Origin of the sequence: Mycobacterium sp. ITM-2016-00317, assembly GCF_002968295.1 — a bacterium.
Lineage (GTDB): Bacteria > Actinomycetota > Actinomycetes > Mycobacteriales > Mycobacteriaceae > Mycobacterium.
Genome location: NZ_CP134399.1, coordinates 4058407 through 4077765 on the forward strand (window position 1 = coordinate 4058407; position 19359 = coordinate 4077765).

Genomic DNA, 19359 nt, shown 5'->3' on the forward strand with positions numbered 1-19359 from the left:
CCCGGTGTCCTCTACTTGACGAGTTCGACGATCGTTGCGTTGGCGGTGCCGCCGCCCTCGCACATGGTCTGCAGTCCGTACCGAATTCCGTTGTCCCGCATGTGATGGATCATCCGCGTCATCAGCACCGCACCGGAGGCCCCGAGCGGATGGCCGAGCGCGATCGCGCCGCCGAGCGGGTTGAGCTTGGCCTCGTCGGCGCCGGTGTCGGCCAGCCACGCCAGCGGCACCGGCGCGAACGCCTCGTTGACCTCGAACACACCGATCTCGTCCAGCGTCAGGCCCGCCTTGTGCAGCACCTTCTCGGTCGCCGGGATCGGGCCGGTCAGCATCAGTTTCGGGTCCGCGCCGGTGACCGCTCCGGCCCGGTACCGCACCAGTGGGGTCAGCCCGAGGTTCACCGCGTTCTCCGCGGTGGTCACCAGAAGGGCTGCGGCGCCGTCGGAGATCTGTGATGAGTTGCCGGCATGGATGACGCCGTCCTCGCTGAACGCCGGCTTGAGACCGGCCAGCTTCTCCACCGTGGTGCCACGGCGGATGCCCTCGTCCTCGGTCACCACGCCGCCCTCGGTGAAGACCGGCACGATCTGATCTTTGAACGCACCGGCGTCCTGGGCCGCGGCGGCCAATTCGTGGGACCGCGCGGAGTACTCGTCGAGCCGGGCGCGGGAGAAACCCCACTGCTGCGAGATCAGCTCCGCGGAGATCCCCTGGTTGAACGAGAAGTCGTCATAGCGGGCAAAGACTTTCGGCCCGTAGGGGGTACCGATCGCGCGCGCGGATCCCAGCGGAACCCGGCTCATCACCTCCACTCCCCCGGCCACCACGATGTCCTGCTGTCCCGACATCACCGCCTGCACCGCGAAGTCCAGGGCCTGCTGGCTCGATCCGCAGGCCCGGTTCACCGTGGTGCCCGGGATGTGTTCGGGCCAGCCCGCCGCGAGCACCGCATAGCGCCCGATGTTGCTCGACTGATCCCCCACCTGCGACACACAGCCCCAGATGACGTCGTCGATCAGCTCGGTGTCCACCCCGGTGCGCTGCACGAGTTCGTTGAGCACCTCCGCCGACAGGTCCGCCGCGTGTTGCTCGGACAGGCCGCCGTTGCGCTTGCCGACCGGTGTGCGCACCGCGCCGACGATCACCGTCTCCCGCATTACCTTCGCTCCTCAGTTCGCTCGTTCAGGGTCCATGCCCCGGTGAACTCCGGGTCCCGCTTCGCGGCGAACGCGGCGTAGGCCTCGGCCGAGTCCGCGGTCGCGAAGTTACCGGGTTGGGCGCGGGCCTCGTTGGCCAACGCCTCACGCAAGGTCGCATTGGCGCCGTCGTTGAGCAGTGCCTTGCTCTGCGCCAGCGCGAACGGTGGCCCGGCGGCCAACCGGCTCGCCAGCTCGCCGACGAAGGCGTCGATCTCGTCGGCGGGCGTGACCCAGGTGACCAGACCGAGCGCATGGGCTTCGTCGGCGCCGATCATGTCGGCCAGCAGCACAAGGCGTTTGGCCTGTTGCAGGCCGACGATCTTGGGCAACAGCCAGGAACCGCCGAGGTCGACCGACAACCCGCGCTTGGAGAAGATCTGGCAGAACCGGGATCCCGGGGTGGCGACCACCAGGTCGCAGCCCAGTGCCAGGTTCCAGCCCGCCCCGACCGCAACGCCGTCGACCTTCGCGATCGTCGGTATCGCGAGTTCGTGCAGGGCCAGGGCCACGTCGGTGAGCCGGTCCAGCTTGTAGCGCGGATGGATCTGTTCACCGGTGCCGATGTCGGCGCCCGAGCAGAACGCGCCGCCGGCGCCGGTCAGTACCAGCGCCCGGATCTCGTTGTCGCGCTTGAGCCGGCGCAGCGCGTCGGCGAGTTCCACCCACAGTCGCGCATCGAGCGCGTTGCGCCGCTCGGGACGGTTCAGGGTCAGCGTCCGCACACCGTCGCGGTCCGCCGACAGCAGTGTCTGCTCCTCAGCCACGGTAGGCCGGCCCGATCGCACCGTCGATCCGCAGCTGCACCAGATCGTCTGCAGTGAAGCCCAATTCGGTGAGCACTGCGTCGGTGTGCTCGCCGAGGCCGGGGATCGCGCCCATCGGCTGCTCGAAATCGCTGATCACCGGCGGCGGACGCAGCGCCTGGATGTCGCCCTTCGGTGTCGCGACGGTGCGCCACCGGTCGCGGGCCGCCAGGTGCGGATGTGCCACGACCTCGCTGGGCTTGTTGTAGCGCGAGTTGCCGATCCCGGCGGCGTCGGCCTTCTTCTGGATCTCGGCGAGGTCGTGTCGAGCGCACCAGGCGCCGATCGCCTCCTCGAGGACCTCGCGGTGCGCGCACCGGTCGGAATTCGTCGCGAACCGGGGATCCTCGGCCAGGTCGGGCCGGTCGATGATCTCCCGGGCGACCCGTTGCCACTCCCGGTCGTTGGTGGTGCCGAGCACCACGGTCTGGCCGTCCCGTGTCGGGAACGCGCCGTAGGGTGCCACCGCCGGGGAGCCGACACCGAGGGGCTCCTGGTCGATACCCGAATGCTGGGTGTAGGTCAGCGCGTAGCCCATCACGTCGGTCATCACGTCGAACAGGCTCAACTCCACCGACGGTGTGGGACCGTTTCGGGCCGGCGCGGCCGTACAGCACGGCCAGGATGGAGATGGCCGCGTACAGCCCCGAGGTGAAGTCGGCCACCGCGGGACCGGGTTTGGCGGGCATGCCCGGGTAACCGGTGATCGCACAGGATCCCGATTCTGCCTGCACCAGCAGGTCGTAGGCCCGTTTGTGCGAGATCGGCCCGCCCGGGCCGTAGCCGTCGATCTCCACCGGGATCACCTGGGGGTGCCGCTCGGCGAGGTCGGCCGCGGACAGGCCCAGCCGCGCCGTCGCACCGGGGGCCAGATTGGACACGAACGCATCGGCACGGTCCAGCAGACGATGCAGGACATCCAGTCCCGCAGCGGTTTTCGTGTTCAGGGTAACCGATTCCTTGCCGCGGTTGGCCCACACGAAGTGCGCGGCCAGGCCGCCGGGACCATTGACGACGTCGTCGTAGGCGCGGGCGAAGTCGCCGCCCTGGGGGTTCTCCACCTTGATCACGCGGGCGCCGAAATCGGCCAGCACCCGGGTGCACATCGGAGCGGCCACGGCCTGTTCCATCGCGACGACGGTGACGCCGGCCAGCGGGCCGGCACCGGTCTGAGAACTGCTCACGCGTTCACATAACCATGCCGCCGTCGACCGGCAGCACCTGCCCGGTGACGTAGGACGCCGCATCGGAGGCCATGAAGACGAAGGCGCCGGCGATCTCCGCGGGCTCGGCCCACCGCCTCATCGGGATGCGGTTCATCATGTTGGCCGCGAACTTCTCGTTCGTGCGGATGGTCTCGGTCATCGGCGTCGCCGCAAGCGGGGCCAGCGCGTTGACGGTGATGGCCTTGGTCGCGAGCTCGCGGGCCAGCGATTTGGTGAAGCCGATGATGCTCGCCTTGGCGGCCGAGTAGTTGACCTGGCCGAGGGTGCCGGTCAAGCCGGCCGCCGAGGTGACGTTGACGATCCGGCCCGTGCCGTCGGTCGGGATGTAGGGCAGCGCCGCCTGTGTGACGTTGAAGGCGCCCATCACGTGGACGTCGAACAGCAGCCGGAACGACTCCTGCGTGGTCTTCTCGAACATCGCGGGCCTGGTGACCCCCGCGTTGTTGACGACGATGTGCAGGGCGCCGTCGGTCAGCGCCGCAGCCTGCGCGGCGGCCGCGTCGGCGGAGTCGCGGTCCGACACGTCGAGCGCAGCAGCCTCGGCCCGACCACCGGTAGCCGAGATCCGTTGGGCCACCGCGGCGGCCGCGTCCTTGTCGAGGTCGGTCACCAGGACCGCGGCGCCTGCGTCGGCCAGCGCCGTCGCGACAGCCGACCCGATGCCGCCCGCCGCTCCGGTCACCAATGCCGAGCGACCGCTCAGATCGAAGTACCGGCGGGGCTGGACCGCAGCGACCGGGGGGGAGGATTCAGCCACCATCAGTAGCTCCTCGGCAGCCCGAGCACGTGCTCGCCGAGGAAGTTGAGGATCATCTCCTGGCTCACCGGTGCGATCTTCATCAGGCGTGACTCACGGAAGTAGCGCGACACGTGGTACTCCTCGGAATAGCCCATTCCGCCGTGCAGTTGCAGCGCCCGGTCGGCAGCGCCGAAGCCGGCGTCGGCGCACAGGTACTTGGCCGTGTTGGCTTCCCGCCCACAGGGTTTGCCGTTGTCGTAAAGCCAGGTGGCTTTGCGCAGCACCAGTTCGGCCGCGTCGAGGCGGGCCAACGAGTCCGCCAGCGGGAACTGCAGGCCCTGGTTCATCCCGATGGGACGGTTGAACACCACGCGTTCGTTGCCGTACTTGACGGCCTTCTCCAGCGCGACCCGCCCGATGCCCAGGGCTTCGGCCGCGATGAGCATGCGTTCCGGGTTGAGGCCGTCGAGGATGTACTTGAAGCCCTTGCCCTCGTCGCCGACCCGGTCTTCGACCGGCACCATCAGGTCGTCGATGAACAGCTCGTTGGAACTCACCGCGTTGCGGCCCATCTTGTTGATGGGCCGGATGTCGACGTGGTCACGGTCGAGATCGGTGAGGAACAGCGTCATGCCGTCGGTCTTCTTGGTGACCTCGTCGTACGGCGTCGTGCGGGTCAGCAGCAGGATCTTCTCGGATTCCAGGGCCTTGGAGATCCAGACCTTGCGGCCGTTGACCCGGTAGTGATCGCCCTCGCGCTTGGCCGTCGTGGTGATGCGCGAGGTGTCCAGTCCCGCACCAGGTTCGGTGACCCCGAAGCACACGTGCAGCCCGCCGTCGACGATCCTGGGCAGCGTGCGGGCCTTGAGTTCGTCGGAGCCGTGCTTGACCACGGGCTGCATGCCGAAGATCGACAGATGGATGGCACTGGCGCCGTTCATCGCCGCGCCCGAGCGCGACACCTCTTCCAGGAGCAGGGTCGCCTCGGTGATGCCCAGACCGTGGCCGCCGTACTCCTCGGGGATGGTCATGCCCAGCCAGCCGCCCTTGGCGATGGCGTCGTAGAACTCCTGGGGGAACTCGTGGGCCTGGTCCTTCTCCATCCAGTAGTGGTCGTCGAACCTGCCCGCCAGTTCGGCCACCGATTTGCGGATGAGTTCCTGGTCTTCGGTCAGCTCGAAGCTCATACCACCCGGCATAGCTGTCTCTCCTCGATCACGTGTTCGCCGAAATCGCATTCCACGCGGCCGTTGCCCGGGTTTTCCCGCGTGGAATGCAATTTCGGCGGAAGGGTTTTCGTCAGTCGGTGTTGCCGCTCATCTCCTTGGCGCGAGCGGCGAAGTCGGCGAACGTGGCACCCGTCTTCTCTTTGTTCGACAGCGCCTGGATGGAGACGTCGTGACCTTCGGCGGCCTTGCGCAGCGCGCCGACGGTGGCCTGCTCCTTGGCGATGTGGGTGAACGGGTCCCAGTGATACCAGCGCATCGCGTTCTCGAAGGTCATCTTGTTGATCTCGTCGTCGGGCACGTCGTTGGCCTTGAGCACTTCGTCAAGCTGCTCGGGGGCCCCGGGCCACATCGAATCGCTGTGCGGGTAGTCGGCTTCCCAGCAGATGTTGTCGACCCCGATCTGATGCCGGGTGGCCACCCCCACCGGGTCGGCGATGAAACAGGTCAGGAAGTGCTCCCGGAACACCTCGCTGGGCAGCTTGCCCTTGAAATCCTGCCCAGTCCACGTCGAGTGCATCTCATAGGTGCGATCGACGCGCTCGAGGAAGTACGGGATCCACCCGGTGCCGCCCTCAGACAGGGCGATCTTCAGATCCGGGTACTCCTTGATCGGGCGCGACCACAACAGATCCGCCGCGGCCTGCACGATGTTCATCGGCTGCAGCGTGATCATCACATCCATCGGCGCATCCGGTGCGGTGATCGCCAGCCGACCCGAGGACCCGATATGCACGTTGAGGACCGTGTCGGTGTCGACCAACGCATCCCACATCGGCTTCCAATGCTCGAAATCATGGAAACTTGGATAACCCATCGCCGACGGGTTCTCCGAGAAGGTCAGCGAGTGCACCCCGCGCGCGGCGTTGCGCCGAATCTCATCCGCACACGCCTGCGGGTCCCAGATCACCGGCAACGTCATCGGAATGAACCGCGCCGGATAGGCGCCGCACCACTCCTCGACATGCCAGTCGTTGTAGGCCTGTACCAGTGCCAGCGAGAAGTCGGGATCCTCCGTCGCGAACAACCGTCCCGCAAAACCCGGGAACGACGGAAAGCACATCGAACCGAGGATGCCGCCGGCGTTCATGTCCTTCACACGCTCGTCGACCTTCCAGCACCCGGGCCGGATCTCGTCCAGACCCTGGGGCTCCAGCCCGTACTCCTCCTTGGGCCTGCCCGCCACCGCGTTGAGCGCGACATTCGGGATCACCACGTCACGGAACTGCCAGGTGTCCGAACCGTCCGGGTTGTGCACCAACCGGGGCGCCTCATCCAGGTACTTCTTCGGCAGATGATTCTTGAACATATCCGGCGGCTCAACGATGTGATCGTCCACGCTGATCAAAATCATGTCGTCTTTGTGCACGACGGCGCTCCTTCCGTCCGGGGCTTCCACCCGCGGACATACGGTCTCGGCCTTTTGTTCTCCTTCCAAGGAAACTAGCTTCTCCGTCAGTGAGAATCAACGTCCGTCAGCCACATCGACGCTGGCAGGCGGCAGCACTCCGACCTCCGGGCCGAACGCGGCCGTCGGCGCCTCCGACCTGGATCGTTGACGTCAGACGGCAAAAGTGGAAATCTACTGTCGAAATATGAGAACCTGATTCTCATGCGCGAGAGGAGTCTGCCGGTGCGAGTGTCCCCGCTTCCTGCCGACCAGTGGGACGGTGTCGCCGAGGAGGCGCTGCGCGGCGTGATTCCGGCCGCGATGCGCACCCCGGAATCGGCGGGCAACCTGGTCGGCACGCTGTTGCGCCACCCCAAGCTCGCCAGGTCGTTCCTGCGCTACAACTTCTACCTGCTCTACGGCGCGACGCTGCCCGAGCGCCTCCGGGAACTCGTCGTGCTGCGCGTCGCCTGCCTGACCGAGTGCGAGTACGAGTGGCGCCATCACGTGGCGATGGGCCGTGAGGCCGGACTGACCGACGAGGTGATCGCCGGCATCGAACGCGGCGAAGCCGTCGACGACTTCGACCGCGCGGCGTTGAGCGCCGTGGACGAACTACACCGCGACTCAGTCGTGTCCGAGCCCACCTGGACCGCACTGTCGGCACATCTCGACGAGCGTCAGCTGATGGACCTCGTCTTCACGATCGGCTGCTATGGCTCACTGGCCATGGCAATCAACACCTTTGGCGTACAACCCGACCAGGAGAGGTAACAATTCCATGGCACATTTCCCGAAGCCATCCGCCGGCAGTTGGACAGAGAACTGGCCGGAGCTCGGCACCGCTCCGGTCGACTACACCGACTCGATCGATCCCGAGCAGTGGAAACTGGAGCAGCAGGCCATCTTCCGCAAGCTCTGGCTGCACGTCGGACGGGTGGAACGGCTCCCGAAGGCCGGCAGCTACTTCACCCGCGAGATGCCGTCCGTCGGCCCCGGCACCTCGATCATCATCAACAAGGACAAGGACGGCGTCGTCCGCGCCTTCTACAACCTGTGCCGGCACCGCGGTAACAAACTGGTCTGGAACGACTATCCCGGCGAGGAGGTTTCGGGCTCCTGCAGGCAGTTCACCTGCAAGTACCACGCCTGGCGGTACGCCCTCAACGGTGACCTGACGTTCATCCAGCAGGAGGACGAGTTCTTCGACGTCGACAAGGCCGACTACCCGCTCAAGCCCGTGCGCTGCGAGATCTGGGAAGGCTTCATCTTCGTCAACTTCGACGACGACGCCGAGCCGCTGGAGGACTACCTCGGCGAGTTCGGACAGGGCCTCAAGGGCTACCCGTTCCATGAGATGACCGAGGTATACAGCTACCGGTCCGAGATCAAGGCGAACTGGAAGCTGTTCATCGACGCGTTCGTCGAGTTCTACCACGCGCCGATCCTGCACATGAAGCAGGCGACTGCCGAAGAGGCGGCCAAGCTCGCCAAGATCGGCTTCGAGGCGCTGCACTACGACATCAAGGATCAGCACTCGATGATCTCGTCCTGGGGCGGCATGAGCCCGCCCAAGGACCTCAGCATGGTCAAGCCCATCGAGCGCATCCTGCACAGCGGCCTGTTCGGCCCGTGGGACCGGCCCGACATCAAGGGCATCCTGCCCGACGAACTGCCGCCCGCCGTGAACCCGGCCCGCCAGAAGACCTGGGGCCAGGACTCGTTCGAGTTCTTCCCGAACTTCACGCTGCTGCTGTGGGTTCCGGGCTGGTACCTGACCTACAACTACTGGCCCACCGGTGTGGACAGCCACATCTTCGAAGCCAATCTGTACTTCGTGCCCCCGAAGAACACCCGGCAGCGCCTCTCCCAGGAACTGGCCGCCGTGACGTTCAAGGAGTACGCACTGCAGGACGCGAATACCCTTGAGGCCACGCAGACCCAGATCGGGACCCGGGCGGTCACCGAGTTCCCCCTGTGCGACCAGGAGATCCTGCTGCGTCACCTGCACCACACCGCCCACAAGTACGTCGACAAGTACAAGCTGGAGCAGGCCGCCAAGGCCGCCACCAACGGATCGGCCGTCGAGAACGAGAAGGAGGGGGCACATGTCTGAGAACAACGGGAGCACCGAACGGCTGCTGCCGGAGGAGTTCGCAGATCTGGAGCGGTTCGCCGACTGGATTCTGGCGACCGAGCCGGAGCGCTACGCGAAGCGGTTGGCCTCGACGATGGAGGAGATGCAGGACCTCTACGACGTCGGGATGACGCGCCTGGAGGACGTGATGGTCTACCTCGACGCCCGGTTCCCGCTGCACGACATGCCCGATGACGCCAAGCGGCTCATGCACCTGATGCAGTCGGTCGTGATGGTCTCGTTCCCCGTCGAGGTGTGGAAGCAGCCGCGCGTGCTCGACAGCGGCGCCGCCTGGGTCGAGATCATCAGGGAGCCGGTGGTTTAGCCCGTGCCCGATGCTCTTCGCGCAAGCGGCTCATCGGCGACGCTGACCCTCAAAGCCGCGGGTCTGCTCGACGTCGACGCCGGGGAGATCATCCGCCCCGGCGTCGTCACCGTCGACGGCGACCGGATCTCTGCTGTCGGCGGCAGTCCCCCGCCCGACGCCGACGTCATCGATCTCGGCGACGCGATCCTGTTGCCCGGCCTGATGGACATGGAGGTCAATCTGCTGATGGGCGGGCGCGGGGAGACCCCGGGCCTGTCGCAGGTGCAGGACGACCCCGACCCGGGTGCTGCGCGCGGTGGGCAACGCCCGCCGTACGCTGCGCGCGGGGTTCACCACCGTGCGCAACCTCGGACTGTTCGTCAAGACCGGCGGATATCTGCTCGACGTCGCGCTGGGCAGGGCGATCGACGCCGGTCTGATCGAGGGCCCGCGGGTGATTCCGGCCGGCCACGCGATCACACCGACGGGCGGTCACCTCGACCCGACCATGTTCGCGGCCTTCATGCCCGGCGTGCTTGAGCTGACCATCGAGGAGGGCATCGCCAACGGGGTCGACGAGATCCGCAAGGCGGTGCGCTACCAGATCAAGCACGGCGCCCAGCTGATCAAGGTGTGTTGTTCCGGCGGTGTGATGTCGCTGACCGGAGAGGCAGGCGCGCAACACTATTCGGACGAGGAACTGCGTGTCATCGTCGACGAGGCGCACCGCCGGGGGCTGCGGGTCGCCGCCCACACCCATGGCGCCGAGGCCGTCAAGCACGCGATCGAGTGCGGCATCGACTGCATCGAGCACGGCTTCCTGATGGACGACGAGGCCATCAAGATGCTGGTCGACAACGACCGGTTCCTGGTGAGCACCCGGCGCCTGGCCGAGTACATGGACGTCTCGAAGGCGCCCGCGGAGTTGCAGGCCAAGGCCGCCGAGATGTTCCCGAAGGCGCGGACGTCGATCAAGGCCGCCTACGAGGCCGGCGCGAAGATCGCCGTCGGCACCGACGCACCGGCGATTCCGCACGGCAAGAACGCCGACGAACTCGTCACGCTGGTCGACTGGGGCCTGCCGCCGGCGGCGGTGCTGCGGGCGGCCACCGTGGTGGCCGCCGAGCTGATCAACCGACAGGATTCGCTGGGCCGAATCGCCGACGGCTACCTCGCCGACATCATCGCGGTGCCCGGTGATCCGCTGGCAGACATCAGCGTTACAAAGAATGTTACTTTTGTAATGAAGGGCGGTAAGGTCTTCAAGAATGAGCACGCAACCGATACGAACTGAGGATCTGCTCGAGATCCAGCAGCTGCTCGCCAAGTACGCCGTCACCATCACCCAGGGCGACATCGACGGGCTGGTCAGTGTTTTCACTCCTGACGGCACCTACAGCGCATTCGGCGAGACCTACACCCTGAACCGGTTCCCGGTGCTGGTCGACGCCGCACCCAAGGGCCTGTTCATGACCGGGACGGCGCTGGTGGACTTCGACGACGGCAGCCGCGATCTCGCCACGGGCACGCAGCCGCTGTGTTTCATCGAGCATTCCAAGCACGACATGCGCATCGGCTACTACCGCGACAACTATGTCCGTACCGAGGACGGCTGGCGGCTGAAAACCCGTGCGATGACGTTCATCCGGCGTTCCGGGGAGCACGACTCCGGGCGCCCGCACGCGATCGGGAGGCCGGAAGCCGGATGACCGTTGCCGCCGACACCACGAACTCCGCCGAGTTCCGGTCACAGTTGCAGGCCTGGCTCGAGGCCAACGACCTGACCCCACCCGACGACCATTCCCTGCAGGGCCACATGCGCCAGTTCGCCCGGGTACAGCGCGCGCTGTACGACGCCGGGTGGAGCCGGTACGGCTGGCCCGAGCACGCCGGCGGCCTCGGCGGCCCCGCGCTGCTGCGGGCCATCGTCGGCGAAGAGGTGGTGGGCCGGCGACTGGCCGAGCCGGGGCCGTACTCGATGCTCGAGGTGCTGGCGCCGACCATGATCGACTACGCACCCGCCGAACTGGCCGCCGAGATGGTGCCCAAACTGCTCAGCGGCGAAGAGCAGTGGTGCCAAGGCTTTTCCGAGCCCGGCTCCGGCAGCGACCTGGCGTCACTGACCACCCGCGCCGTGCTGAAGCCCGATTCCGGAGGCAGCACCTACGTCATCAACGGCCAGAAGGTGTGGACGAGTTTCGCCCAGTACAGCCACCGGTGCATCCTGCTCGCCCGCACCGGCGACGCGGACACGCCCAATCACCAGGCCATCTCGGCGTTCTTCGTCGACGTCGACACACCGGGCATCACCGTGCGCCCGTTGCGCACCATGCACGACGTGGACGAGTTCTGCGAGGTGTACTTCGACGACGTCGAGGTCAACGCGTCCCGCATGCTCGGCAAGCCGGGCGACGGCTGGCAGCTGGCGATGGATCTGCTGCCCTACGAGCGCTCCACGTGCTTCTGGCAGCGCATCGCATACCTGTACTCGCGGTTCGACGCGCTGGTCGACGCGGTGAAGCGTCAGGGCCAGGCGGTTGACCAGGACATGGGCGAGGCGTATCTGGCCCTGCACACGCTGCGGTGCCGTTCTCGGGCCACGCAGCAGCGGCTGGCCGACGGACAGAAGCTGGGCCCGGACACGTCCATTGACAAGGTGCTGTTGGCCGGCGCCGAACAGCGGCTCTACGACACCGCCCGCGATCTGCTGCCCGGCGCCGTCGAACTGGACGACACCGAGTGGCGCACCGAGTACCTGTACTCGCGCGCGGCGACCATCTACGGCGGCACCGCCGAGGTGCAGCGCAACATCATCGCGCGCCGCCTGTTGGACCTCGGTAAGGAGTGACATGGCCCCCCAGATGGATGACGCATCACTGGACATGCTCGAGGCGTCCCTGCGCAAGACGATGCTCGCGCTGTCCGGCCCGGACCTCGACGCGGCGCTGACCGAGATGGGCTGGGCCGAGATGCTGTCCGACGCGGCCGAGTCGGCTGTGCCGATGGTGTTCCGGCTGCTGGGCGAAACGGGTTCGCACGCTTCGGTTCTGGTCGACGTGGTGCTGCACGCCACCGGTAACACAATCGGTGACACCGTCGAGCTTCCGTTGCCGTACGCAGGCAACGCCTGGGTCGTGTGGGACCGCATCAGCGCGCAGAGCGTCGAGCCCACCCTCGGCGGCTTACCGCTGCGCCGCGAGGAGGAGGGCTATCCGATCCGGCTGGCCGAGGCCCGGGTGGCTGTCGGCTGGTGGCTGGTCGGCTCCGCACGGGCAATGCTGAACCTGGCCCGCAGGCACGCGTTGGACCGGGTGCAGTTCGGCAAGCCGATCGCGTCGTTCCAGGCTGTCCGGCACCGGTTGGCCGAGACGCTGGTGGCCATCGAAGGCGCCGAGGCGACACTGAGCCTTCCCGGGGTCGACAATCCCGACCTGACCGCGCTGCTGGCCAAGGCCGCGGCGGGCAAGGCCGCGCTGACAGCGGCCAGGAACTGCCAGCAGGTGCTCGGCGGTATCGGCTTCACCGAGGAGCACGAGCTGCAGCTGCACGTGAAGCGCGCCCTGGTGCTCGACGGATTGCTCGGCAGCTCCCGGGAACTCACGCGCAGGGCGGGCGCCGGACTGCGCGCCCGCGGCTCCGCACCCCGCCTCGCCCACCTGTAGAGCACGCCCACCGGTAGTACGCACCCGCCGCGAGCGTGCGCAATGTTCGTCTTGTTGCCCGCGTGTCGGCCGCAGACACGCACGCTCGCGGGAATAGCAGGGTTACTTGATGTTGGCTTTCATCTCTTCGAGATTCACCAGCACCGGCCACCCTCCGACGCTGAGCGCGTTGCCGTGTCCGGTCTGGTGGACGTCGAACACCGACTGGATCGCCGCGTAGAACCCCTGCACGTCCAGCGTCTGGTTCACGGCCCGCTTCGCCTGCCGCAGCGCGAACGGCGGCATCTTCGCGATCTGTTCGGCCAGCGCCCTGGTCTCGGTGTCGAGCTGGTCGCGCGGCACCACGCGGTTGACCATCCCGGTGGCCGCCACCTCGTCGGCGCTCATCGCCCGGCCGGTGAACAGGATCTCCTTGGCCTTCCGCGGTCCCAGTTCCCAGGTGTGGCCGTGGTATTCGACGCCTCCGATGCCCATCAACACCACCGGGTCGGAGAACTGCGCGTCGTCGGCGGCGACGATCAGGTCACACGGCCAGCACAGCAGCAGCCCACCTGAGATGCAGCGGCCCTGGACCGCGGCGATGGACGGCTTGGGCACGTTGCGCCAGCGCAGCGTGTATTCGAGGTAGCGCTTGGCTTCGTGCTGGATGATGAACTCCAGCGTGATCTTGTCCGGCACCGGACCTCCGCCGCGCAGGTCGTGCCCGGCGGAGAAGTGCTTGCCGTTGGCCCGCAGCACGATGACCGACACGTCGTTGTCCTCGGCCGCCCGCGTCCACGCCGCGTCGAGCTCGTCGAGTAGCTCCGGATTCTGCGCGTTGGCCGCCTCGGGGCGGTTCAGCGTGATCGTCGCGATCCGGTCACTGACGTCGTAGTCGATGTACACGAGACTCCTCGGGCTGTCGGGAGCGGAAGAATTTCCGGGTATTGCGGGTGCAGAACTGGGACTTCTGTTATCACCGAAACGAGAATACTATTCTCGTGGTGAGAAAGTTACAATCTCGGACACGGGCGCCGAGGGAGGGTCGAGGACCGCTATGGCTAGGCGTTCTCCGGTACAGTCAGTGCATGTTTTCCCCAATCGGCCTGCGTCTGAGCCTCCGGTGACGAGCCCCAGCGAAGAACCCGCTTGGAAGCAGCGCGCCGTCGAGCGGTCGATCAAGACCGCCAAACTGCGCGCCGCTCAGCGGGTGCAGCGGTTCCTCGACGCCGCTCAGGCCATCATCATCGAGAAGGGCAGCACCGACTTCACGGTCCAGGAAGTCGTCGACCGCTCCCGCCAGTCGCTGCGCAGCTTCTACCTGCAGTTCGACGGTAAACACGAACTTCTGCTGGCCCTCTTCGAAGATGCGCTGGGCCGGTCGGCCGATCAGATCCGGGCCGCGACCGCCGGCCACGAGGACCCGATGGAGCGCCTCAAGGTCGCCGTTCAGTTGCTGTTCGAGTCCTCGCGGCCCGACCCCGCGGCCCAGCGTCCGCTGTTCACCGACTTCGCGCCACGGCTACTGGTGTCACATCCCTCCGAGGTCAAAGTCGCCCACGCCCCCCTGCTCGCGTTGCTGACCGAGTTGATGGAGGACGCCAGCGCCGCCGGGAAGCTGCGCGCCGGGATCAACCCGAAGCGGATGGCCGCGATGACTATGCAGACCGTGATGTTCGTGGCCCAGTCCAGCGGTGAGGTCGACGAGAACGCCGCCAACCCGCTCACCGCGGACGAGGTGTGGGACTTCTGCGCCCACGGGTTCGCCGCCCTCTGAGGCATTCCGCCCTCCCGTCAGCCTGCCGCTGACCCCCCGCGCACGCGGGTCTGTTTTGTCGTGCCCATCTTGACGCTGCCTGGTTCGCGAGAGGGAAGTTCTCCTCTTTGGAGAAGGATACTGACGCTCAGCGAGTTCGCCATTGACACTCGTGTGCCCGCGATGCCAAAGTTGTGAGACAAATTGCAGCCCGATGTCTTACGAGACTGATCCGCGAGAGGGACACGGTGACGATCAGCGCTGACAACTCCGACGTGCAAGACGCCCAGACCGGGGAGGAGTTGTACTACGACCCGTACAGCGTCGAGCTCAACATGGACCCGTACGCGGTGTTCGCCCGCCTCCGTGAAGAGGCCCCGCTGTACTACAACGCAGAGCACGACTTCTACGCCCTGAGCCGCTTCGACGACGTCAACAAAGGCGTCATCAACCACGAGACCTTCATCTCCGGGCGCGGGGCGTTGCTGGAGATCATCAAGTCCGGCATGGAGATCCCGCCGGGCACGCTGATCTTCGAAGATCCGCCGATCCACAACATCCACCGCAATCTGCTGTCCCGGGTGTTCACCCCCCGCAAGGTGCTGGCGCTGGAACCGCAGATCCGCGAGTTCACCGCCCGCTGCCTGGATCCGCTGACCGGTTCGGACAAATTCGACTTCGTCAACGACCTCGGTGAACAGATGCCGATGCGCGTGATCGGCATGCTGCTCGGCATCCCGGAGGAGGATCAGCGCCGCGTGACCGACCACGGCGAGGCCACGCTGCAGAGCGACTCGGCCAACATGATGGCCACCGGCGAGGTGTTCGCCGAGTTCATCGACCACCGCACCAAGCACCCGTCCGACGACATCATGACCGACCTTCTCAACGCCGAGTTCGAGGACGAGACCGGAACCCGCCGCAAGTTGCACCGCGACGAGTTGCTGATGTACCTGACGGTCATCTCGACCGCGGGCAGCGAGACAACGACGCGTCTGATCGGTTGGGCGGGAAAGACACTCGCGGATCACCCGGATCAGCGGGCACAGCTGGTGGCCGACCCGGCGCTGATCCCCCAGGCCGTCGAAGAGATCCTGCGCTGGGAGCCGCAGGCCCTGCAGATCGCCCGCTACGTGACCCGCGACGTCGAGTACTACGGTCAGGTCGTGCCCGAGGGGTCGGCGATGCTGATGCTCGTCGGCGCCGCGAACCGGGACCACCGGCGCTTCCCGCCGAACGGCGACGTCTTCGACATCCACCGGGAACTGCACTCGCACATGACGTTCGGCGCCGGCACGCATTTCTGCATGGGCAACGCACTCGCGCGGCTCGAGGGCCGCATCGCGCTGGAGGAGATCCTGAAGCGCTTCCCGACCTGGGAGGTCGACTGGGCCAATGCCCGGCCGTCGCACACCACCGCGGTCCGCGGCTGGGAATCCATGCCCACCTTCGTCTCCTGATCCCCCGTCTCCTGAAACCCGAACACCCCACCACCGAGAAGGACTGAAAGACATGGCAGGACGTGTAGAAGGCAAGGTCGCTTTCATCACCGGCGCGGCGCGCGGGCAGGGACGCGCGCACGCCGTGCGGCTGGCCTCGGAAGGCGCCGACATCATCGCCGTCGACATCTGCAAGCAGATCGACAGCGTGCTGATTCCGCTCTCCTCCCCGAGGATCTGGCCGAGACCGCGGATCTGGTCAAGAACGCCGGTGGGCGCATCCACACCGCCGAGGTCGACGTCCGTGACTACGACGCGCTGAAAGCCGCCGTCAACGCCGGCGTCGAGGAGTTCGGCAAGCTGGACATCATCGTCGCGAACGCCGGCATCGGCAACGGTGGCCAGACGCTGGACAAGACCAGCGAGGGCGACTGGAACGACATGATCGACACCAACCTCGGTGGCGTGTGGAAGACCGTGAAGGCCGGTGTCCCCCACATCCTCGCCGGAGGCAACGGCGGCTCGATCATCTTGACCAGCTCGGTCGGCGGCCTGAAGGCCTACCCGCACACCGGGCACTATGTCGCCGCAAAGCACGGCGTGGTGGGGCTGATGCGCACCTTCGCCGTCGAGCTCGGGGCGCAGAACATCCGGGTCAACTCGGTGCACCCGACCAACGTCAACACCCCGCTGTTCATGAACGAGCCGACGATGAAGCTCTTCCGTCCGGACCTGGAGAACCCGGGCCCGGAAGACATGAAGGTCATCGGTCAGCTGATGCACACCCTGCCCATCGGCTGGGTGGAGCCCGAGGACATCGCCAACGCGGTGCTGTTCCTGGCCTCAGACGAAGCGCGGTTCATCACCGGTGTCACACTGCCGGTCGATGGCGGCAGCTGCCTCAAGTCAGCCGGCGACGTGACCGCACCGGAACTGTCGATCCCGCAGGGATGGGACGAGATAACCCCGGACTGGATGACTTCGGCGCTCTCCCAACACTTTCCGGGCGCCGAAGTCAGCGGGGTGCGGGTGGCACTGCGGGACGACGGCACCAACCGCCGCGCCCGGCTGGCGCTGGAGTATTCGGCGGGCGAGGGGCCGGCGACGGTGTTCGCCAAGGCCGTCGACCCCGAACACGCCGACCTGGTCGAGCTGACCAGCGGGCTCTACCACGAGCCGAGACTGTTCGCGTCCGGGGTGGCGCTGCCGCTCGACCATCCGCAGGTGTACCTCGCGGCGATCGACGAACCGCGCCGCGACTTCCTGATGATCATGGAAGACGTCGCGGCGCGCGGCGCCGACCCCCGCGACTCCACCCGGCCGATGACCGTGGCACAGGCCGCCGCGGGGGTGCGCGGGCTGGCCCGCCTGCACAGCGAGTACTGGGGTGAGCGGCTCACCGGCCACCGCGACCTGAGCTGGGTGGAGCCGTTCGTCGCATTCCAGGGACTGGAGTACGCGCCGCTGCACATCGCCCACGAACGGCTCGGCGACACCGCGCCGGCCGAGGTGGTCGCGCTCAGCGGCACCGAGCTGTTCGTCGACATCTGGGCGCGCTACATCGGTACGCTGACAGACTCGGTGCCGACGCTGCTGCACGGGGATCCGCACATCGGCAACACCTACGTGCTGCCGGACGGGACCGTCGGCTTCCTCGACTGGCAGATGGTACGTCGGGGCAGCTTCTCCCTGGACCTCGGATACTTCCTGCAGGGTGCGCTGACCATCGAGGACCGCCGGGACTCCGAACGCGACCTGCTCGACGAGTACCGCGGTGCGCTGCGGCTACCGGCCGACGAACTCCCGTCGGCAGAGGACATCTGGACGCGGTACCGGGCGTCGGTCGCCCACGGCCTGGCCATCTGGATGGCGACCCTGTCCGGCGGCGACGCCTGGCAGCGCGCCGACATCTGCCTGGCCTTCGCGCAGCGCTACGCCGCGGCGTTCGTCGATCTGCAGACCGGGGACGCCCTCGACACCGTGTGCGGCTGACGCATTCGGCGAAACCACCGTGATCATGAAACGCGGATGGTTGCATATCCGTCCATGAGGCGGCTCAACGGCATGGATGCCATGCTGTTGTACAGCGAGACTCCGAACCTGCACACCCACACCCTCAAGGTCGCGGTGATCGACGCGTCCGACTACGACGGGGAGTTCGGCTTCGACGCGTTCCGGCGCACCGTCGCACGCCGGCTGCACCTGCTCGACCCACTGCGCTACCGGCTGATCGACATCCCGTGGCGGCTGCATCATCCGATGTGGCTGGAGGACTGTCCGGTCGATCTGGACTATCACCTACGCCGCGTGCCGGTGCCCGGCCCTGGACGGCGGCGCGAACTCGACCACGTCATCGGGGAGATCGCCAGCACCCCGCTGGATCGCAGGAAGCCGCTGTGGGAGTTCCACTTCGCCGAGGGCATGGCCGACGGCCGCTTCGCACTCATCGGGAAGGTGCACCACACCCTCGCCGACGGGGTCGCGTCGGCGAATCTGCTTGCCCGGCTGATGGATCTGGCCGACGCCGAACACGACGACCGGGACGAACCGCCCACGTCGTGTGAGGAGCCCTCGAATCGGGAGCTGCTGAGGGAGGCTCAGCTCGACCACGCGCGCAACATCGCGGGGCTTCCCGGCCTCGTCGCCGACGCGGCCCGCGGGGTGACCCGGCTGCGTCGCCGCGACAAGCAGCGACGCACCGTGCCGGATCTGGCCAAGCCGTTCAACGCCCCACCGACCTTCCTCAATCACGTCGTCTCCCCGGTGCGGACGTTCGCGACCGCGACGCTGTCGCTGGCCGAGGTCAAGCAGACGACCAAGCACCTGGGTGTGACGTTCAACGACGTGGTGCTCGCCGTGGCGGCGGGCGGGCTGCGGGAGCTGCTGCTGCGCTACGACGGGCGTGCCGACCGCCCGATCATGGCGACGGTCCCGGTGGCCACCGACAAGTCCCCCGACCGCGTCACCGGCAACGAGATCGGCGGGATGATGGTGTCGATGCCCGTGCACATCGACGACCCGCTGGAACGGGTCCGGCTCACCTCGCTGGCCACCACCCGGGCCAAGGAGAACAACGACCTGCTGGGGCCGACGTTGCAGGGCCGGATGCTGGAATACCTGCCGCCGCCGCTGGCTCCGGCGCTGTTCCGGGCCCAAGCCAAGCGCGCCGACCACAACCGGTTGATGAACGTCGCGATCTCCAACGTGCCGGGGCCGAGGCAGCGCGGACACATCGGCGGGGCGCCGGTCAGCGAGATCTATTCGGTCGGTGTGCTTTCGGCGGGCAGCGCGTTCAACATGACCGTATGGAGCTACGTCGACCAGCTTGACATCGCGGTGCTCTCCGACGACCGCACGTTCGACGACGCCCACGAGGCCACCGATGCGATGTTGCACGCGTTCGATGAATTGCGGGGAGCGTGCGGGCTGCCCCGGTCCGCGCCGGTGTCCAGCGCGATGGCGCCGGCGCCCTGCGGCCGCGACTAGGTCACCGCGT

At 67.0% G+C, this 19359-nt stretch carries 16 protein-coding genes and 3 pseudogenes; 12 read left to right on the top strand and 7 right to left on the bottom strand.

Annotation, left to right across the window (positions count from 1 at the left end; all coding sequences use genetic code 11):
- Positions 1-11 precede the first annotated feature (11 nt).
- The 6 genes and pseudogenes from C6A87_RS19315 to C6A87_RS19340 all read right to left on the bottom strand — a co-directional run bounded on the left by C6A87_RS19315 (position 12) and on the right by C6A87_RS19340 (position 6562).
- The gene (locus C6A87_RS19315; RefSeq protein ID WP_311113747.1) at positions 12-1157 is read right to left on the bottom strand and encodes a thiolase family protein; all 1146 of its coding nucleotides are present in this window, start codon (positions 1155-1157) and stop codon (positions 12-14) included.
- Positions 1157-1963: an enoyl-CoA hydratase-related protein gene (locus tag C6A87_RS19320; RefSeq protein ID WP_311113748.1), complete on the bottom strand. Its 807-nt coding sequence runs from the start codon at positions 1961-1963 to the stop codon at positions 1157-1159. Before C6A87_RS19320 ends, C6A87_RS19315 begins: the two co-directional genes overlap by 1 nt.
- Positions 1956-3132: pseudogene (locus C6A87_RS19325) on the bottom strand (CaiB/BaiF CoA transferase family protein). The gene C6A87_RS19320 and the pseudogene C6A87_RS19325 overlap by 8 nt, the downstream one beginning before the upstream one ends.
- Before the next feature lie 58 nt (positions 3133-3190).
- Positions 3191-3988 carry an SDR family NAD(P)-dependent oxidoreductase gene (locus C6A87_RS19330; protein WP_311113749.1) on the bottom strand — a complete coding sequence of 266 codons (798 nt, stop codon included), beginning with the start codon at positions 3986-3988 and terminating at the stop codon, positions 3191-3193.
- Complete coding sequence (locus tag C6A87_RS19335; protein WP_396836902.1) at positions 3988-5154, bottom strand: acyl-CoA dehydrogenase family protein; 1167 nt, start codon at positions 5152-5154, stop codon at positions 3988-3990. Before C6A87_RS19335 ends, C6A87_RS19330 begins: the two co-directional genes overlap by 1 nt.
- A 112-nt stretch (positions 5155-5266) precedes the next feature.
- The gene (locus C6A87_RS19340) at positions 5267-6562 is read right to left on the bottom strand and encodes an amidohydrolase family protein (protein WP_311113751.1); all 1296 of its coding nucleotides are present in this window, start codon (positions 6560-6562) and stop codon (positions 5267-5269) included.
- Between the two features lie 264 nt (positions 6563-6826).
- Here C6A87_RS19340 and C6A87_RS19345 point away from each other — a divergent pair, with 264 nt between their 5' ends.
- The 7 genes and pseudogenes from C6A87_RS19345 to C6A87_RS19375 all read left to right on the top strand — a co-directional run bounded on the left by C6A87_RS19345 (position 6827) and on the right by C6A87_RS19375 (position 12689).
- On the top strand, positions 6827-7357 hold the full coding sequence (locus C6A87_RS19345) for a carboxymuconolactone decarboxylase family protein (RefSeq protein WP_311118002.1): 531 nt from the start codon (positions 6827-6829) through the stop codon (positions 7355-7357).
- Between the two features lie 7 nt (positions 7358-7364).
- Positions 7365-8699 carry an aromatic ring-hydroxylating dioxygenase subunit alpha gene (locus C6A87_RS19350; RefSeq protein ID WP_311113752.1) on the top strand — a complete coding sequence of 445 codons (1335 nt, stop codon included), beginning with the start codon at positions 7365-7367 and terminating at the stop codon, positions 8697-8699.
- Positions 8692-9045 (top strand): hypothetical protein, encoded by a 354-nt coding sequence (locus C6A87_RS19355; protein ID WP_311113753.1) that lies wholly within the window; start codon positions 8692-8694, stop codon positions 9043-9045. Before C6A87_RS19350 ends, C6A87_RS19355 begins: the two co-directional genes overlap by 8 nt.
- 3 nt (positions 9046-9048) lie before the next feature.
- Positions 9049-10321, top strand: a pseudogene (locus C6A87_RS19360) (amidohydrolase family protein).
- Positions 10296-10736, top strand: a complete 441-nt coding sequence (locus C6A87_RS19365) for a nuclear transport factor 2 family protein (protein ID WP_311113754.1) — start codon at positions 10296-10298, stop codon at positions 10734-10736. The pseudogene C6A87_RS19360 and the gene C6A87_RS19365 overlap by 26 nt, the downstream one beginning before the upstream one ends.
- The gene (locus tag C6A87_RS19370) at positions 10733-11875 is read left to right on the top strand and encodes an acyl-CoA dehydrogenase family protein (protein ID WP_311113755.1); all 1143 of its coding nucleotides are present in this window, start codon (positions 10733-10735) and stop codon (positions 11873-11875) included. The genes C6A87_RS19365 and C6A87_RS19370 overlap by 4 nt, the downstream gene beginning before the upstream one ends.
- Positions 11876-11888: 13 nt before the next feature.
- Positions 11889-12689 carry an acyl-CoA dehydrogenase family protein gene (locus C6A87_RS19375; RefSeq protein WP_311118003.1) on the top strand — a complete coding sequence of 267 codons (801 nt, stop codon included), beginning with the start codon at positions 11889-11891 and terminating at the stop codon, positions 12687-12689.
- Positions 12690-12791: 102 nt separating this feature from the next.
- Here the strand turns inward: C6A87_RS19375 and C6A87_RS19380 are convergent, their stop codons facing one another.
- The gene (locus C6A87_RS19380; protein WP_311113756.1) at positions 12792-13574 is read right to left on the bottom strand and encodes an enoyl-CoA hydratase; all 783 of its coding nucleotides are present in this window, start codon (positions 13572-13574) and stop codon (positions 12792-12794) included.
- A gap of 151 nt (positions 13575-13725) precedes the next feature.
- Here C6A87_RS19380 and C6A87_RS19385 point away from each other — a divergent pair, with 151 nt between their 5' ends.
- The 5 genes and pseudogenes from C6A87_RS19385 (at position 13726) to C6A87_RS19405 (ending at position 19349) form a co-directional block, all read left to right on the top strand.
- Positions 13726-14445 (top strand): TetR/AcrR family transcriptional regulator, encoded by a 720-nt coding sequence (locus tag C6A87_RS19385; RefSeq protein WP_311113757.1) that lies wholly within the window; start codon positions 13726-13728, stop codon positions 14443-14445.
- Positions 14446-14672: 227 nt separating this feature from the next.
- The gene (locus C6A87_RS19390) at positions 14673-15884 is read left to right on the top strand and encodes a cytochrome P450 (RefSeq protein WP_311113758.1); all 1212 of its coding nucleotides are present in this window, start codon (positions 14673-14675) and stop codon (positions 15882-15884) included.
- A 52-nt stretch (positions 15885-15936) separates the two neighbouring features.
- A pseudogene (locus C6A87_RS19395) lies at positions 15937-16769 on the top strand (mycofactocin-coupled SDR family oxidoreductase); the annotation flags it as partial.
- Between the two features lie 12 nt (positions 16770-16781).
- Positions 16782-17855 (top strand): phosphotransferase, encoded by a 1074-nt coding sequence (locus C6A87_RS19400; protein ID WP_311118004.1) that lies wholly within the window; start codon positions 16782-16784, stop codon positions 17853-17855.
- 54 nt (positions 17856-17909) lie between these two features.
- Complete coding sequence (locus C6A87_RS19405) at positions 17910-19349, top strand: wax ester/triacylglycerol synthase family O-acyltransferase (protein WP_311113759.1); 1440 nt, start codon at positions 17910-17912, stop codon at positions 19347-19349.
- Positions 19350-19359 lie beyond the last annotated feature (10 nt).